The organism is Samsonia erythrinae (assembly GCF_004342665.1).
GTDB lineage: Bacteria > Pseudomonadota > Gammaproteobacteria > Enterobacterales > Enterobacteriaceae > Samsonia > Samsonia erythrinae.
On sequence record NZ_SMBY01000011.1, the window covers coordinates 90,497 to 108,686 of the forward strand.

Genomic DNA, 18,190 nt, shown 5'->3' on the forward strand with positions numbered 1-18,190 from the left:
TTGCCTATTGGAGACACTAAAAAGACAATATGTCACCAAAAAGCGACAATGCCCTTTTTGCGCCCCTTAGCCCAGCTGTCTGCGGGCGTTACGGAACATACGCATCCATGGACCGTCCTCGCCCCACTCTTCCGGGTGCCAGGAGTTGCTCACGGTACGGAACACGCGCTCAGGATGCGGCATCATTACGGTTGCCCGGCCACTGGTGCTGGTAATAGCCGTAATACCGTTTGGCGAACCATTCGGGTTAGCCGGATAATTCTCGGTTACCTGACCATAATGGTTAATGTAACGCAGCGACACCAAACCGCGCGCCTCAATCGCCGCCAGATGGGTATCATCACGCAATTCAACCTGTCCCTCGCCGTGTGAAACCGCGATTGGCATACGCGACCCCGCCATGTCGTTCATAAACAACGACGGGCTTTTCGCCACTTCAACCAAACTGAAGCGCGCTTCAAAACGGTCTGACTTATTGCGGACAAAACGCGGCCAGAGATCGGCGCCGGGAATCAGCTCACGCAGGTTGGACATCATCTGGCAGCCATTACATACCCCCAGCGCCAGCGTCTGCGAACGCTGGAAGAAGGCGGCGAATTCGTCACGCACGCGGGAGTTGAACAGGATGGACTTGGCCCAACCTTCGCCCGCGCCCAGCACGTCGCCATAAGAGAAACCGCCACAGGCAACCAGCGCCTGAAAATCCTGTAAATTGCGCCGGTTTTCCAGCAAATCGCTCATGTGGACATCAATCGCATCAAACCCTGCACGGTGAAACGCCGCCGCCATCTCAACGTGAGAGTTCACCCCTTGCTCACGCAACACCGCCACTTTAGGCCGGGTATTTTTGGCAATATAAGGCGCGGCAATGTCTTCCTGCGGATCAAAGGTTAACAGTACGTTCAGGCCGGGATCGTGATCATCCTGTCTGGCGATGTGCTCCTGATCGGCGCACTGCGGATTGTCACGCAGGCGTTGCATCTGCCAGCTGGTTTCAGCCCACCAGCGACGTAACGTCGAACGATTTTCCTGATATACGGCCTCTTCTCCCCGTTTGATGATGAAACGGGAACCTTCTTCAGCCTGCCCAAGGTAGTGCACGCAATCCGCCAGACCGTGCAGCGCCAGAACGGCGTCAACCTCGGCGCGACGTGCCGCCGGGATCTGAATGACCGCGCCAAGTTCTTCGTTGAACAATGTCGCCAGCGTATCCTCGCCCTGAGAGGCAATATCGACGGTGACGCCGCAGTGCCCCGCAAACGCCATCTCCGCCAGCGTCACTATCAGGCCGCCGTCTGAACGGTCGTGATATGCCAAAAGCGCGCGATCGGCAACCAGCTGTTGTATCGCGTTAAAGAAACCTACCAGTAGTTCCGGGCGGTGAACATCGGCGCACTCATTCCCCAACTGCCGATAAACCTGCGCCAGCGCGGTGGCGCCCAACGCTTTGTTGCCCGCGCCCAAATCGATCAGCAACAGCGCATTATCCAGCCCGGTACGCAACTGCGGCGTGACCGTCTTGCGAACATCTTCCACGCGGGCGAAAGCGGAGATCACCAGCGACATCGGCGATGTCATCGTGCGCTCTTCGTCCCCTTCCTGCCAGCGGGTTTTCATCGACATGGAATCTTTACCTACCGGGATCGTCAGCCCCAATGCCGGACACAGCTCTTCGCCCACGGCTTTTACCGCGTCATACAATCCGGCATCCTCTCCCGGATGCCCCGCCGCCGCCATCCAGTTTGCAGACAGTTTCACGCGGTTAAGCGAGCCGATATGCGTAGCAGCAATGTTGGTCAGTGCTTCACCGACGGCCAGACGGGCAGATGCCGCGAAATTGAGCAGCGCCACCGGCGCACGCTCACCGATAGCCATCGCCTCGCCGTAATAGCTATCCAGACTGGCCGTGGTCACCGCGCAGTCGGCCACCGGCACCTGCCACGGCCCGACCATCTGATCCCGTGCCACCATGCCGGTCACTGAGCGGTCGCCAATCGTGATCAGGAAGGTTTTTTCCGCCACCACAGGCAGATGCAGTACGCGTTCAACCGCTTCAGCCAGGTAGATTTCGTCGCGCTGTAGCGCACGACCTGGCGACGACTTGCGCTCCACATCGCGCAGCATTTTGGGCGTTTTCCCCAGCAGCACGTCCAGCGGCAAATCAATCGGTTTGTTGTTGAAGTGGCGATCGTTAAGCGTCAGGTGTTGTTCTTCCGTCGCTTCGCCAATCACCGCGTAAGGCGCCCGCTCGCGACGACAAATCTCATCAAACAGCGCCAGTTGCTGCGGCGCGACGGCAAGAACATAGCGTTCCTGCGACTCGTTACACCAGATTTCCAGCGGGCTCATGCCCGGCTCATCATTCAAAATATCGCGCAGCTCAAAACGGCCACCGCGACCGCCATCACTTACCAGTTCTGGCATCGCGTTGGACAAACCGCCCGCGCCGACATCGTGAATAAACAGGATCGGGTTCGCGTCCCCCAGTTGCCAGCAGCGATCGATAACCTCCTGACAACGGCGCTCCATTTCCGGGTTATCGCGCTGAACGGAGGCAAAATCCAGATCCGCATCGGACTGGCCGGATGTCATGGAAGATGCCGCCCCACCGCCCAGACCGATGTTCATTGACGGCCCGCCCAGCACAATCAGTTTGGCGCCGATGCTAATTTCACCTTTCTTAACGTGGTCAGCACGGATATTACCGATGCCGCCCGCCAGCATGATCGGTTTATGGTAACCGCGTAACTCCGTGCCATTGTGGCTATCAACCCGCTCTTCATATGTCCGGAAATAGCCCGTCAGCGCAGGGCGGCCGAATTCGTTGTTGAATGCCGCGCCGCCCAATGGACCCTCGGTCATGATATCCAGCGCGTTGACGATGCGGTCGGGCTTGCCGAAATCCTCTTCCCACGGTTGGATAAAACCAGGAATACGCAGGTTCGATACGGAGAAGCCCACCAGCCCCGCCTTTGGCTTGGAGCCTCGTCCCGTCGCGCCTTCGTCACGAATTTCACCGCCGGACCCAGTTGCAGCCCCCGGCCACGGCGAAATCGCCGTCGGATGGTTGTGGGTTTCAACCTTCATCAGAATATGCGCCTCTTCCTGATGGTAGGCATACTGCCCGTTGGGATCGGTATAAAAACGCCCAACCGCAGACCCTTCCATGACGGCGGCATTATCTTTATACGCGGAAAGAACATAATCAGGCGTGTGTTCAAAGGTGTTTTTGATCATTTTGAACAACGACTTCGGCTGCGCTTTGCCGTCAATCACCCAGTCTGCGTTAAAAATCTTGTGGCGGCAGTGTTCTGAATTCGCCTGCGCGAACATATAGAGTTCGATATCGGTAGGGTTGCGACCCAAATTGACAAAGGCTTCCAGCAGATAATCAATTTCATCCTCCGCCAATGCAAGCCCCAGGCGGTGGTTCGCCACCTCCAGCGCCGGACGCCCTTCCAGCAAAATTTCGATGCGCTTTAAGGGCGCAGGTTGATGATGAGAAAACAGCGCTTCGGCCTGTTTCAGGTCGCTAAAAACGCTTTCCATCATTCTGTCATGCAGCAGCGCCCCCAGTTGTTGCCATTGTTCTTCGTTTAGCGTGGGCGCATGAATATAAAAAGCCAGACCGCGTTCCAGACGCCGCACGTTACTCAACCCACAGTTGTGGGCGATATCCGTTGCTTTGGAAGACCACGGCGAAAGCGTGCCGGGACGAGGGGTGACTAATAACAGACGGCCTTGCGGCTCATGCTCGTCGAGAGAAGGGCCATACTTTAGCAAACGCGTGAGTTTAGCCTGTTCATCGTTGTTCAACGGGGCACTGACATCGGCGAAATGGACATATTCCGCATAGATATCGCTGACCGGCAGCAAGTGCTCTTTACAGCGAACCAGCAACTTATTAATCCTAAAAGCCGATAAAGCAGGTGAACCACGCAGTATTTCCATAATCTAAAGTTCTCTCGTCTTCGATGCACTGACCGCGGCGCAGTCATTGGGCGCAACAGGGGGGAAACGCGCACATTATAGAGAATCCTTCCCCCAGACGAAACCGTTTGCGTGGCGATAATTGCACTTGGCTCCGGGCAAGTGATTAATCGGTGACCAAATCAATAAAAGTTGCACGCTGGCGTTTTGTTAAGCAAAATGCCCCCACTCTGGGAAATGATGTATAAAAAACTGCCGCTACAGACAGACTGGCTCCCCGGCCACCGAGAGATAACTATTTGAAGCCTTTAAAATTAAATTATTTTTTCATCGGGATTATCACGTTACTGCTGGCGCTGGCGCTCTGGCCTAACATCCCCTGGCGCAGTAGCCAGGATATCCAGCTCAGGCAGATCCTTTCACGTGGTGAATTACGCATCAGCACCATTAATTCGCCACTGACTTATGCAATGAGCAACGGGTCCCCGACAGGTCTGGACTATGAACTGGCAAAACGTTTCGCCGATTACCTCGGCGTAAAGCTGGTGGTGTCGTCGCGTAAGAATCTTGACGAACTGTTTGACGATTTGGACGACGATAATGCGGATCTCTTGGCTGCCGGGCTGATTTACAATCACGAGCGGCTGGGACGCTTTCGCGCCGGTCCAATGTACTATTCCATCTCGCAGCAGATTGTCTACCGCCTGGGGTCGCCGCGTCCGAGAACGCTGGATAAGCTGCAAGGCCGCTTCGTCGTCACGTCTGGTTCCGCCCATGCGGCCACCCTGCGTGATTTAAAAGCCGAAAAGTATCCGCAGCTTAACTGGGAATCCGCCTCCGATCAGAGCACGCAGGAGCTACTGAAACAGGTTGCCGACGGCAAGCTGGATTATACGCTAGGCGACTCCGTTACTATCGGTTTGATGCAGCGTATCCACCCACAGCTCGCGGTCGCCTTCGATCTCAGCGATGAAGAGCCCGTCACCTGGTATATGCGCCGTTCGCATGATGACAGCCTGCCCGCCGCGCTGCTGGACTTTTTCAGCCAGATTGTTGAAGACGGTACGCTCGCGCGTCTGGAAGAGAAATATCTCGGCCACGTCGGCGAATTTGACTACGTTGATACAACCACGTTCCTGAGTGCGATCGACGAAACGCTTCCCACATTGCGTCCGCTGTTTGAAAAATACGCTACCGACATCGACTGGAAGCTACTGGCGGCCATCTCCTATCAGGAGTCGCACTGGAACCCGCTAGCGACCTCGCCTACCGGCGTGCGTGGACTCATGATGTTGACGCGTAATACCGCAGAAAGCCTGAACGTGACGGATCGAACCGATGCGGAACAGAGCATCCGCGGTGGTGCGCAATATATGTCGCATATGATCCAGAAAATGCCGGACACCATCCCGGAAGATGAGAAAATCTGGTTTGCGCTGGCTTCCTATAACATGGGATATGCGCATCTGCTTGATGCGCGTAAATTGACTGAAAAACAGAAAGGTAACCCCGACAGTTGGGCGGACGTAAAAATCCGTCTGCCGATGCTCAGCCAGAAACGCTATTACACGCAAACCACCTACGGCTATGCGCGCGGGCATGAAGCTTACAACTATGTGGAAAACATCCGGCGCTATATGGTAAGCCTTGAAGGCTATCTACTGGAGAAAGAGATCAAAACCCGGCAGCAGACCCAGATCGCCCAGGGCTACCCGGCCGTTTCCCCCGATCGTCTGCCGGAATAGGCTGGCGAGCAAGCACGCCGCCGCGCTATGCCTGCCCGGATCTTTTTTCCGCGGCGCGACGGGCTTTATGCTGTTCGCGCCGCAGACGAAAGAACGCGCTCAGCGCTGCCGAGCACTCCTCAGCCAGCACGCCGGACGCGATCATAACCTGATGATTCATACCGGGATGACGCAGAATGTCCACCAGCGACCCCGCCGCGCCGGTTTTCTCGTCGGATGCGCCGTAAACAAGACGCCCAATCCGGCTGTGTATCATCGCACCCGCACACATAATGCAGGGCTCCAGCGTAACATATAGCGTCGTATCCAACAGGCGATAATTTTGCAACACCTGCCCGCCCTGACGCAGCGCCATGATTTCAGCATGTGCGGTAGGATCGTGATGACCGATCGGACGATTCCAACCTTCACCGATCGCATCGTCCCCCAGCACCAGCACTGCGCCGACGGGCACTTCACCCTCATTCTGAGCGCGCTGAGCCAGCGTCAATGCGTAGCGCATCCAATATTCATCATTACGCAGGCCACTCACCGTTCTTCTCCCAAACCGATCCCATTGAATGCGTTTACTCACCATTTTGGCGGCGCATTATACCCTAAATCATTCAGGCAACCGGCGAATTCACGGCTGGAAGTATGACGGGAATAGAGGAATGCTGTATTGCGGGCGTCATTCCAACTGTTGCAGGCTGCCTGTCGCCGTGACCCGCCAGCGATGTTCGCAAAAATAGAGTAGTGGATTATCCTGCTTGCTGTCGCTATAGCCGCTGTAGAGTTTGAGCGGTGCGCCCAGACGTCGTTCCATCTGAATGACTTTTTCATATCCCAGACAACGCAGCGTTAATACCCAACCGCCGTAGCGGCGCGTTATCTGGCTCCCCATCAGGCGAACACCGGGCAGAAAAGGCGAGTCATGATAAACCTGCTCCACCAGCCGCTGTGGCGACCCGGTCACAAGCCAGACCTGCGTATCGCTCTCTGCCAGATAGGTTTTCAACCGCTGCTGCACCTGTGGAAACGGCGTCACATGACGGCGAAACGCGTCGACGAACTGCTTCTCCAACTGAACGAGCCGGTCTTCCCCGCGACCAAAGGTCATCCCCCACAGCAGCCAGCTCATCGGCCACCGGGCCGCACGGCCACGTAACAACAACCCCATGCCGATCGCTGGCAACAACGGAATAACCAGAATGAGATTTAACGGCAACCTGAAAAGTAAGAAGCGCAAAAAGCTGCCAAACATATCCTGCTGATGCAACGTGCCATCCAGATCAAAAAACACTATGCGCCGCTCTCGCTTATCGCTCAAAACCCGCCCTCCGATTTACGCGCCGATACGCTTATCCGCCCTTCAGCGCCTCGCGCAGATAGCCATTGTGCTGTTTCAGACGGTGACGCGCTTTTTCCGCGTCAATGTCCGCCAAAAGCATCAGAATGGCGACCTTAACGTCATTTTCTGCCAGCCCTAGCGCCTGCCGCGCCCTGTCCCGCTCGGTTCCCGTCGCCTCTACGACGATCCGACAGGCTCGATCCACCAGCTTCACATTGGTCGCTTTTACATCGACCATTAAATTCTGGTACACCTTACCCAGCTTAACCATGACGCCGGTGGAAATCATATTCAAAACCAGTTTTTGTGCCGTCCCTGACTTCAGGCGGGTTGAGCCGGTCAGCGCTTCTGGCCCCACCACCGGAGAAATCGCGACCTGCGTCTCCCGGGCGATGGGCGAATGAGGATTACAGGAAATCGCCGCCGTCCGGCATCCTATCGCGCGCGCATAGCGTAACGCGCCGATGACATAAGGCGTCCTCCCTGACGCGGCAAGGCCGATCACCATATCAGCCGCCGTCAAATCCAGCGCTTTCAAATCTGCTTCACCGAGTTCGGGCTGATCTTCCGCCCCTTCAACCGCTTTCAGCAGCGCGCCGACGCCACCGGCAATCAAACCGATCACCAGACCGTGCGGCACGCCAAACGTGGGGGGACACTCCGAAGCATCCAGCACTCCCAGACGACCGCTGGTTCCCGCCCCGACATAGATCAACCGTCCCCCAGCCTTCAGCGATATCGTCGCCAGTTCGACAGCCTCGGCAATCTCCGGCAAAACCTGTGCAATGGCCTCAGGGACTTTGCGATCTTCCTGATTAAATACGCGCATCATCTCCAGCGTGGAAAGTTCATCCAACGCCATCGTCGCAGGATTCCGCGATTCAGAAACCAGACTCCCTAAATTTAGACTATCATCACTCATCACATCTGAACGCATTCCACTCCCTCCGAGCGCTAAGTCAGCGTTTCCCACTCGCGTATCACAAACCGTGGTTTTTCACCACTATACTGCTTTTGAGCCCCGCAAAAGTAAGCTATTCTGCATCATAGCATCGGATTCACTCGCCATATTTATCTCGCAAGGTAAACAGAGACACCTCAGTGCGACACCTCAGGTTCAAGCTTTCCTGTTACAGGCTCGTCTTTATTAGCTGTCTGCTATTTTTGCTGGCGGGCTCCCTGCGCGCCGACTGGGATTTTGTTACCATTAACCAGCGTTCCGAACAGCTTTATGGGCCGGCAACGCCGGCATCACGGCACCGGATTGAGGCATGGCAGAAGCTGTTGATCGCGGCGCGCACCCAAGATGAAAAGACCCAGTTAGAGAGCGTAAACGCATTTTTTAATGATCGTTTACTGTTTCGCGACGATAGCGTCATCTGGGATCGGGAAGATTATTGGGCAACGCCGATTGAGGCGCTGCGTAAAGGCGCGGCGGATTGTGAAGATTATGCGCTGGCCAAGTATTTTACGCTGCGCCAGTTGGGCGTCTCGGCAGAAAAATTGCGTATTACCTACGTTAAAGCGCTGCGTTTAAATAAAGCCCATATGGTCGTCACCTTTTATCCCTCGCCGACCGCCATCCCGTTGGTGCTGGATAATTTGACCGACAAGATCCAACCTGCGACGCAGCGTAATGACCTGATCCCGGTCTACGCGTTTAATGGCGATGGTCTCTGGCTTCCCGGTTCGAGCGGTAACAACAAACGCGTTGGCGACAGTAAACGACTGTCACGCTGGCAGGACGTATTAATCAAGATGCGTGCCGAAGGATTTTCAATTAAGGAGTAAAGGTAGGCGATGTCCTTATACAAACAATTACTGATAGCCATCTGCCTGTTTGTGCTAATCATTTTCAGCGGAAGCTTTTTCGTCAGCCTGGAGAATTCGCGCGAACAATATAACAACCAGCTTCGCGCTCACGCACAGGATGCCGCTACCGCACTCGGTCTCTCTCTGACGCCGAATATTGATGACCCGGCGATGGTGGAGTTGATGGTCAGCTCGATTTTTGACAGCGGTTATTTCTCCAGTATTCGCGTGCGGGACTTAAAAACCGGCAACGTTATCCTGGCGCGCACCGCATCGCCGGATATCCCTGACGTCCCCGTCTGGTTTGTCCGATTGGTGAATCTTCAGCCGGGCACGGGCGAAGCCATTGTGATGCGCGGCTGGGAACAGGCGGCGAAAGTCGAAGTGGTCAGCCACACGATGTTCTCGGTGACCCGCCTGTGGCGCAGTAGCTCAGCGTCATTCTTATGGCTGCTCGGCTGCGGTACGCTGGGCGTACTTATCGGCGCGCTGTTCCTGCGCCGCCAGCTACGTCCGCTTGATTATATCGTCGAGCAGTCGCTGGCGATCACCCGGCGCGAATTTCTTAGCCAGCCTGACTTACCGAATACACCGGAGTTCCGTCGCGTCGCGCAGGCCATGAACCAAATGGTCAGCAAGCTCAAGACCTTATTTGCAGAGGAAGCCCAACGCAGCGAGCGCTTGCGCCAGGAAGCCTATCAGGATCCACAGACCGGGTTAGCAAACCGCCGGGCGTTCGATATGCAATTCAACGACAAACTGGCAGATGATGAAACTGCGCCCGGCTTTCTTATCATGATCCGCGTTCAGGATCTTACCGGGATGAACCAGCGGCTGGGCGGCCAGCGAACGGATGCGTTATTAGCCTCCGTCGGAGAGATCCTGCGTCAAATGCAAAAACAGCATACGAATACGGAGAGCCTGCTGGCGCGTATTCGCGGTGGGGAATTTGCGTTGTTCTGTCCGGGGCTGGTGGAAAAAGAAGCCTATGCGCTGATTGGTGAACTGACGCGCAATATTGAAACGTTGCATCTGACAGGCGAAACCGATGTCTCGCCCGTCGCAAAATACGGCATGGTGCCTTTTCGCCCAGGCGATACCGCGCAGTCTTTGCTGATTCAGGGCGATCGGGCGCTCACACAGGCTGAGAGCGATATGGATGCCCTTCTCCCTCACGATCTTGCGCCGCGCGAGGAAGAACAGATCGAAACCGACCGTCACCGGTGGTTCAATTTGCTCGATCCCATTCTTGAGCAGGCGCGTGTGCAGCTTTTCCTCCAGCCCGTCGTGGCGTGCGACGATACCCGTCAGGTATTACACCATAAGGTATTGGCGCGGATTCAGGATGAACACGGCAACAGCATCGCCGCGGGCCGCTTCCTGCCATGGGTTCAACGCTTTGGCTGGAATACCCGTCTGGATCAGACCATGTTACGCGAAGTCATCGACTATCTACGCCAGCATGACGGCAATCTCGCGCTGAGTTTGTCCGGCAGCACTGTGCTAGATCTTCACCTGTTCGCCGATATGCTAGCCCCGTTAAAGCATCAGCCCGATATCGCCAGACGACTCATTCTGGAACTGGATGAGAATCAACTGCCAGAGAGTCATCAATTGGAAGCCTTTATCAAGCTGCTGAATGAACATGGCTGCGCGCTGGGATTACAGCATTTTGGCGGACGTTTTAATATGATCGGTAACCTGTCCCAGTGGGGGCTGGCGTACCTGAAAGTCGATGGCAGCTACATCCGCAATATCGATCGGGAAAGCGATAAACAGATGTTTATTGAAGCGCTCTACCGCGCCACTAATAGTATTGCCCTGCCGCTTATTGCCGAACGCGTTGAAACACGGGGTGAACTGGATGTGCTTAAGGGAATGGGATTACAAGGCGCGATGGGGCGTCTGCTGGGTGAGCCCGTGCCGGCGGTCTGATGATAAGGGGTTTACTCACCGGGCAATCCGCGCATTGAGGTTAATCTTTCCCTTGCTCGCGCGGCGGGAACCGGCGTGTTCCAATTCACGGATATCTATTTGCGCGCTAAACAAGGCGCAACCGCATCAAAACATAGTCTCCTCGTCATCATCGCCAATCAGCTTGTGCAGCCCGCCGTTCAGCGCTTCGCGCGCCTGAGCGCGGCTGATCAGTTTCAACTGGGCCGCCTGAGGAAAATCAGTAATACTGACCACGCCTTTCTGGATCAGAACCTGGATTAAATCCTCAAGTACGCGCACCATGTCCAGATCGCTGGCTTCCAGTTGCTGTAGGCTGGACATCGCCGTCTGCTGGCTGCGAAACCAGTCTTGCACCTCACGTGAATCAGCGGACAACTCGCCATTCATTTCAGGAAAAGGGCTCTGTTCTACCTTCGTCAGGTGGCCGTCACTGTCGCGCTGGATATAAAACATGTTCGGAAACCTTGCTAAATTGACTAAAAAACAGCCAGCCAATTAAAGCTGGCCATGTAAACAGGGAGGGGCCACTTGCCCTAACGGACAGCGGCCATGATGTTCATTAACTGGATAATTCCGGCTTGCTAACCAGACTCTCCAGCGAAGGTAACGCGCCGCTATAATGTTCCAACGTGATCGACACTGCAACCGTGCCGCCTTTATCCCCAGCGAAATCTCCCGCCGTGCTGACCTCTATCGTCGGCGAACCATGATTTTCGGTGATACGAATATAGCGGCTGATATCGGTACCTTCCTCCAGTTCGCCAATCAGATCGCTAAGATCAATCCGGTCCCCCTCTTTGGCATTGAAGTCTTTAATCACATCGTTGCCGATGTCGCCGGACTGCCATCTGAAGATATCCGCACCCGCGCCGCCGACGAGCGTATCCCCCCCTGCGCCGCCAATCAGGATATCATCGCCAGTACCGCCATAAAGCAGGTCATTTCCTTCACCGCCGATCAGAATATCATTCCCTCCCTGACCGAAAAGAAGATCATTCCCGGCACCGCCATTGAGAATATCGTTGCCTTCTTTCTCCGACGACAGATCGAACTCCGCACTGTGCGTCGTCATATAGCTATGCATCTCTTTCGCGGTCGGTACGCCCGTTTGCATGCCTAACTGCTTGCCAATATAGTTCTGCAAGGCCGCAATGCCGTTACCGTCGATGTCAGGGAAAGAGACCGAATCGCCGAACAGAATATCGTTCCCCAACCCGCCATACAGTTCGTCATTGCCGCCATTCATCGGCTCGCTGCTGCCCAGAATCGCCTCGTTGAGCTTCTCCGGATCAATGTGATCCTGCACGATACCGTCGGTATCGTAATGCTTCAGAAGCTCGCCATTCAAATCAGAACCGATGCCAATCGCTTCAACGGTTGAATGCTTTTTCAGTAAATCAAAAGCCTGTGCAGCGTTTTCATTACTGTCATCGCGGTTAACCGAATTATCGACCCAATAACGTCGACCCCAAATATCCCGCGCCCAATAGCCGTTATTACCCGCGCCACCCAGTGACGAAATCTCATAGGTACCATCGCCTTGCGCATGCACCTGCCCAATCACAGTGCGCGAGACGCCATACCATCCACTTGCGCTATATTGATAAACATTTCCTTTTGTATCAATTACTTCCCTTTGCGCGCCTCGCACATCCATGTAGTAAGACTGCCCCGGTTGGTAGGCGATGTTGTCGATGTTCAGCGACTGCCACCAGTCACTCACGCGGACTTCATTGGTTTCATTGGTCTGATAGTAGGTAGGCTCCCCATCGGTAATGAAATACGTCAGGTTGTTACCCACGTTATTTTTCACCGCGTCACTCTGGAACCAGTTCGCCGTCGTCTTGAACACATCTTCATAGTTCGTTCCTCCCCCTGCCGTTGAGCCCCCCACCATGGAGTCCAGTACCGCGGTCAACTTGTTCAGGGCATTGGCATCCGTCATGTTCACTGACACGGTTTTACCGACCTGCGAATCAAAGTCAGCCAGGAAGACATTCACCGTACCGGAATTCGCGCTGTTGGCGCTATTGACCAAATTCTCGAAGACATCGATCAGTGAAGCGCGTGTATGAGCGATATCGGTTGCAGACATACTGCCTGACGAGTCAACCATAAACGCGATGTTGTAATTTTTGCCTTCAATAATCTGCAAGCCGGATACATCGCCCACCATGACATCATGGCTATGCGTACCGGATATCTTGTCATCACCTACCGTACCAACATGCAGCCCGTACTGTTCCACACCGCCAGACGAATAGCCGGTCGCCGTATCATAATTGGCGATTTCCGTGGATGTCGCCTGCGCCACGACATTGAATTTACCGGCATCGATCGGGACATCTATCGTGACCTTTCCCGCCAGCGTCATGGCATTGTTGGCATTGTTGATGAGGTATGTGCCATCAGCCCCCACGGTATATGTCACATTGTTAATATAGTCAGTCAGCACCGTTCCCTGTGGGATCCCGGTCAGCGTAATTCCCGACAACCTTTCGCTACCGTCGAGATCGGTCAGGGTCGCCGAAACATCAAGGGTATGCAGCTGCGAACCTGGCTGGCCGGGTATTTTTTCCACCGCTGCACTGTTGGTCCCCGGCGTATAGGTCGAACCATCGCTGTAGATGACGCCTTCAATATTGTTGCTGGTCTGCGTCGTCAGCGATCCGGACTTGCCGCTGCTATCGGTATAATTGACCTTCAGCCCGTCCAGCGTATTGACGGATGTCCCCTGGTTATTATTCGTATTGTGGGCCGCGCTATAGGTATACCCTTCCTCCTTCATGACGAACACATAATCCGATTGTGCGCTGCTGCCATTACTGCTTCGGTTACCGTTGAGGGAATCCAGATCGCGATGCTCTTTACGATCGGCAGGCCAATCGCCCTGCCGGTAGAAATACCCGCTATTGGAATGCACAACGAAGATATCGCTGTAACCGCCATCGCCGTTGATGTTGCTCTGACTGTAGTACGCCACCTTACCGCTGCCGACCACGGTTGGGATCGGATCCCCTTCCGTCAACCAGACGCGAACGCCATCACCCACCGCGATGATTTTCCCATTCTGTACATCAAAACCGCCGTTGGTACTACCGCCATTGACCTTAATGATTTCCAAAGAGGTCGGCGTCGTCGCTCCGCTGGTGATATTCAAACTGACCACCGGTGCATCCGCCACGGGCGTAAGATCGACGTGCAACGCGGCGTCACTTCCCAGGTTGCCGGCGCTATCAACAGGCCGGTAGCCAATGTCGCCCAACGCAACCCCAGAGACATTGTTCGCCGGCGTAAAGCGTAAGTCGGTGTTAGCGGCGGTAAAAGTCTGCCCGACCGTCACCGCCGTCCAGTTTCCGCTGTCATTAAAATAGAGCGTGCCGACACTCGCAGGCGGCAGAGAAGACATCACGATGCTGGTGGTATCCGCAGATACGCCGAAATCGTGCCAGTCGATAGGGAGCGAGGTATCCTCCACACCAGACACCGAATTGTCGTGAGCAACGGGCGGAGTAATATCCATGATAGCCAGGCTGTCATCATATGCCTGATTACCCGCCGAATCGGTCGCCGTCGCCCCTGCCACAATCTTGCCTTCTGCTAGCGGGCTCAGATCAATATTTGCCTGCCACTTCCCGTTCGTCACCGGCACGTCACCAAGCGAGATCGATTTACCATTCATATCGGTAAAGAGCAAATCGACCGTCTTTTCACTGCTGGTACCACTGATAACCGTATTTTTCAGCTCGTTTTGGCTGACAAAACCATCGTTACCAGCAAAATCGGTAATAACAATTTCCGGCGCCGAAATATCCACGCCGTAAGCGTGCTGTGCATCCGCGGTGGTGACATTACCCACCGCATCGCGGGTGGTGACCGTTGCGGAGATCTCCCCGTTCGCGGCCAGCACCGAGCCCGGTACACTGACACTCCAGCTCAGGCCGTCGACATTGACCGTGGTCTGGTAGGTTTCGCTGCCGATGGTAACCGTGATTGCGTCACCGGCGCGGACGTCATCGCCCACGCGACCGGTCACTGCGATGGTCTGCCCCGACTCGGCGGCGTTAATGACGTTGTCTGCGGTGACATTATCAATACTGATAGAGGCCACCGGCGCATTAATATCAACGCCATAAGTATGCTGCGCATCTGCCGTCGTGACATTGCCCGCTGCATCGCGGGTGGTAACTGTCGCGCTGATATCAGTATTGGCGGCCAGCACCGTGCCCGGTACGTTGACACTCCAGCTCTCACCATCGACATTCACCGTCGTCTGGTAAGTCTCGCCACCGACCGTAACCGTCACTGCATCACCGGCGCGGACGTCATCGCCCACGCGACCAGTCACTGCAATGGTTTCTCCTGACTCGGCAGCGTTTATCACATTATCTGCGGTAATATCGTCAATGGTGATTGAGGCCGTTGGCGCAACAGTATCCACACCGTAAGTATGCTGCGCATTGGCAGTAGTGATATTGCCAGCCGCATCACGGGTAGTCACCGTCGCGGAGATATCACTATTCGCGGCCAGCACCGAGCCCGGTACGTTGACACTCCAGCTCTCACCATCGACATTCACCGTCGTCTGGTAAGTCTCGCCACCGACCGTAACCGTCACTGCATCACCGGCGCGGACGTCATCGCCCACGCGACCAGTCACTGCAATGGTTTCGCCCGACTCGGCAGCGTTTATCACATTATCCGCAGTAACGTTATCAATAGTAATCGAGGCCGTTGGTGCAGAGACATCCACGCCGTAAGCATGCTGCGCATCTGCGGTGGTGAGATTACCTGCCGCATCGCGGGTGGTGACTGTCGCCGAGATATCCCCGTTCGCCGCCAGCACCGCGCCCGGCACATTGACGCTCCAGCTCAGGCCATCGGCATTGACCGTCGTCTGATAGGTCTCGCTGCCCACGGTCACGGTGATTGTATCGCCCGCTTTCACCTCATCACCCACCTTGCCGGTGACGGCAATGCTCTGGCCCGACTCGGCGGCGTTAATAACGTTGTCTGCTGTGACATTATCAATAGAGATTGAAGCGACAGGTGCGGAGACATCCACACCGTAAGTATGCTGCGCATTTGCGGTGGTGACATTGCCCGCTGCATCGCGAGTGGTGACCGTCGCGGAGATATCACTATTCTCAGACAGCACCGATCCCGGCACATTGACGCTCCAGCTCAGGCCGTCGGCATTGACCGTGGTCTGATAGGTTTCGTTGCCCACGCTCACGGTGATTACATCACCGGCGCGAACGTCATCACCCACCTTACCGGTGACCGCAATGGTCTGACCCGACTCAGCAGCGTTAATGACGTTGTCTGCTGTGACGTTATCGATAGTAATAGACGCCGTTGGTGCAGAGACATCCACACCGTAAGTATGCTGCGCATCTGCGGTGGTGAGATTACCTGCCTCATCGCGGGTGGTGACTGTCGCGCTGATATCACTATTCGCGGCCAGCACCGAACCGGGCACACTAACACTCCAGCTCAGGCCATCGGCATTGACCGTGGTCTGGTAGCTTTCACCACCGATGGTAACCGTGACTTCGTCACCGGCGCGGACGTCATCGCCCACCTTGCCGGTCACCGCAATGGTCTGCCCCGACTCAGCGGCGTTAATGACGTTGTCCGCAGTGACGTTATCAATAGTGATCGATGCCACTGGTGCGGAGACATCAACGCCATAGGTGTGGTTGGTGTCAGCCGTCGTCACATTGCCCGCCACATCACGGGTGGTGACCGTCGCGCTGATATCATTATTCGCCGCCAGCACCGATCCGGGTACATTAACGCTCCAGCTCAGACCATCGGCATTGACCGTGGTCTGGTAAGACTCGCCGCCCACGGTGACGGTGATTGCATCGCCCGCTTTCACCTCATCACCGACCTTGCCTGTCACCGCAATGGTCTGACCCGACTCGGCGGCGTTAATGACATTGTCCGTGGTGACATTATCGATAGTAATAGACGCCGTTGGTGCAGAGACATCCACACCGTATGTGTGCTGTGCGTTAGCGGTGGTGAGATTACCCGCCGCATCACGGGTGGTGACCGTCGCGGAGATCTCCCCGTTCGCGGCCAGCACCGCCCCCGGCACATTGACGCTCCAGCTCAGGCCGTCGGCATTCACCGTCGTCTGATAGGTCTCGCCGCCGACGGTGACCGTCACTGCATCACCGGCGCGGACATCATCGCCCACGCGACCGGTGACCGCAATGGTCTGGCCCGACTCGGCGGTGTTAATGACATTATCCGCGGTGACATTATCAATAGTGATCGATGCCACTGGTGCGGAGACGTCCACGCCGTAAGTATGCTGGGCATCCGCCGTGGTGATATTGCCCGCCGTATCGCGGGTGGTGACCGTCGCGCTGATATCACTATTGGCAGACAGCACCGAGCCCGGTACGTTGACGCTCCAGCTCAGGCCATCGGCATTGACCGTGGTCTGGTAAGACTCGCTGCCCACGGTCACGGTGATTGCATCACCGGCTTTCACCTCATCACCTACTTTACCGGTCACCGCAATAGTCTGGCCCGATTCGGCGGCGTTAATCACATTATCCGAAGTAACGTTATCAATAGTAATAGACGCCACCGGCGCTGAGATATCAACGCCATAGGTGTGGTTCGTGTCAGCCGTCGTCACATTGCCTGCTGCATCGCGGGTGGTGACCGTCGCGCTGATATCAGTATTGGCGGCCAGCACCGAGCCCGGCACACTGACGCTCCAGCTCTGACCGTCGGCATTGACCGTAGTCTGGTAGGTCTCGCCGCCGACCGTAACCGTCACTCCGTCACCAGCTTTCACCTCATCGCCCACCTTACCGGTGACCGCGATAGTCTGACCCGACTCGGCGGCGTTAATCACATTATCCGCAGTGACGTTATCAATAGTGATCGATGCCACTGGTGCGGAGACATCCACACCGTAAGTATGCTGCGCATTTGCGGTGGTGACATTGCCCGCTGCATCGCGAGTGGTGACTGTCGCGGAGATATCACTATTCGCAGACAGCACCGATCCCGGCACATTGACGCTCCAGCTCAGGCCGTCGGCATTGACGCTGGTCTGATAGGTTTCGCCGCCGATGGTAACCGTCACTGCATCACCGGCGCGGACGTCATCGCCCACCTTGCCGGTGACGGCAATGCTCTGGCCCGACTCGGCGGCGTTAATGACGTTGTCTGCTGTGACATTATCAATAGAGATTGAGGCAACAGGTGCGGAGACATCCACACCGTAAGTATGCTGTGCATTAGCTGTGGTGAGATTGCCCGCCGCATCGCGGGTGGTGACCGTCGCGGAGATATCCCCGTTCGCCGCCAGCACCGTGCCCGGTACGTTGACGCTCCAGCTCAGACCATCGGCATTCACCGTGGTCTGGTAGGTCTCACCGCCGACCGT

Annotated in this window: 9 protein-coding genes; 3 read left to right on the top strand and 6 right to left on the bottom strand. The window is 55.8% G+C overall.

The annotated features are described in order from the left end of the window. Positions 1-66 precede the first annotated feature (66 nt). The gene (gene purL / locus EDC54_RS15015) at positions 67-3,951 is read right to left on the bottom strand and encodes a phosphoribosylformylglycinamidine synthase (RefSeq protein WP_132458039.1); all 3,885 of its coding nucleotides are present in this window, start codon (positions 3,949-3,951) and stop codon (positions 67-69) included. Between the two features lie 278 nt (positions 3,952-4,229). On the opposite strand from purL, the gene mltF reads away from it, so the two are divergent. Continuing rightward, entirely contained in the window at positions 4,230-5,675 is a 1,446-nt protein-coding gene (gene mltF, locus EDC54_RS15020; RefSeq protein ID WP_196238462.1) for a membrane-bound lytic murein transglycosylase MltF, read from the top strand. A 25-nt stretch (positions 5,676-5,700) separates the two neighbouring features. On the opposite strand, the gene tadA is transcribed toward mltF, so the two are convergent. The 3 genes from tadA to murQ all read right to left on the bottom strand — a co-directional run bounded on the left by tadA (position 5,701) and on the right by murQ (position 7,942). Next, entirely contained in the window at positions 5,701-6,252 is a 552-nt protein-coding gene (gene tadA, locus EDC54_RS15025) for a tRNA adenosine(34) deaminase TadA (protein ID WP_196238463.1), read from the bottom strand. A 93-nt stretch (positions 6,253-6,345) separates the two neighbouring features. Next, complete coding sequence (gene yfhb, locus EDC54_RS15030; RefSeq protein ID WP_132458046.1) at positions 6,346-6,984, bottom strand: phosphatidylglycerophosphatase C; 639 nt, start codon at positions 6,982-6,984, stop codon at positions 6,346-6,348. 31 nt (positions 6,985-7,015) lie between these two features. Next, the gene (gene murQ, locus EDC54_RS15035; protein ID WP_132458049.1) at positions 7,016-7,942 is read right to left on the bottom strand and encodes an N-acetylmuramic acid 6-phosphate etherase; all 927 of its coding nucleotides are present in this window, start codon (positions 7,940-7,942) and stop codon (positions 7,016-7,018) included. Positions 7,943-8,106: 164 nt separating this feature from the next. On the opposite strand from murQ, the gene lapG reads away from it, so the two are divergent. Further along, positions 8,107-8,796, top strand: a complete 690-nt coding sequence (lapG, locus tag EDC54_RS15040; RefSeq protein ID WP_132458052.1) for a cysteine protease LapG — start codon at positions 8,107-8,109, stop codon at positions 8,794-8,796. A 9-nt stretch (positions 8,797-8,805) separates the two neighbouring features. Continuing rightward, complete coding sequence (gene lapD, locus EDC54_RS15045) at positions 8,806-10,752, top strand: cyclic di-GMP receptor LapD (protein WP_132458055.1); 1,947 nt, start codon at positions 8,806-8,808, stop codon at positions 10,750-10,752. A 126-nt stretch (positions 10,753-10,878) separates the two neighbouring features. Here lapD and EDC54_RS15050 read toward each other — a convergent pair whose 3' ends face one another. Then, positions 10,879-11,226 carry a tryptophan synthase subunit beta gene (locus EDC54_RS15050; RefSeq protein WP_132458058.1) on the bottom strand — a complete coding sequence of 116 codons (348 nt, stop codon included), beginning with the start codon at positions 11,224-11,226 and terminating at the stop codon, positions 10,879-10,881. A gap of 106 nt (positions 11,227-11,332) precedes the next feature. Next, positions 11,333-18,160, bottom strand: coding sequence for an Ig-like domain-containing protein (locus tag EDC54_RS15055; RefSeq protein ID WP_329957852.1), 6,828 nt, complete (start codon positions 18,158-18,160; stop codon positions 11,333-11,335). Between the last annotated feature and the right edge of the window lie 30 nt (positions 18,161-18,190).

What these genes read in the sequence shown, in the direction of transcription:
- purL (WP_132458039.1), bottom strand. Translation starts at nt 3,951, where the DNA reads ATGGAAATACTGCGTGGTTCACCTGCTTTATCGGCTTTTAGGATTAAT.
- tadA (WP_196238463.1), bottom strand. Translation starts at nt 6,252, where the DNA reads ATGGTGAGTAAACGCATTCAATGGGATCGGTTTGGGAGAAGAACGGTG.
- murQ (WP_132458049.1), bottom strand. Translation starts at nt 7,942, where the DNA reads ATGCGTTCAGATGTGATGAGTGATGATAGTCTAAATTTAGGGAGTCTG.
- lapD (WP_132458055.1), top strand. Translation starts at nt 8,806, where the DNA reads ATGTCCTTATACAAACAATTACTGATAGCCATCTGCCTGTTTGTGCTA.
- EDC54_RS15050 (WP_132458058.1), bottom strand. Translation starts at nt 11,226, where the DNA reads ATGTTTTATATCCAGCGCGACAGTGACGGCCACCTGACGAAGGTAGAA.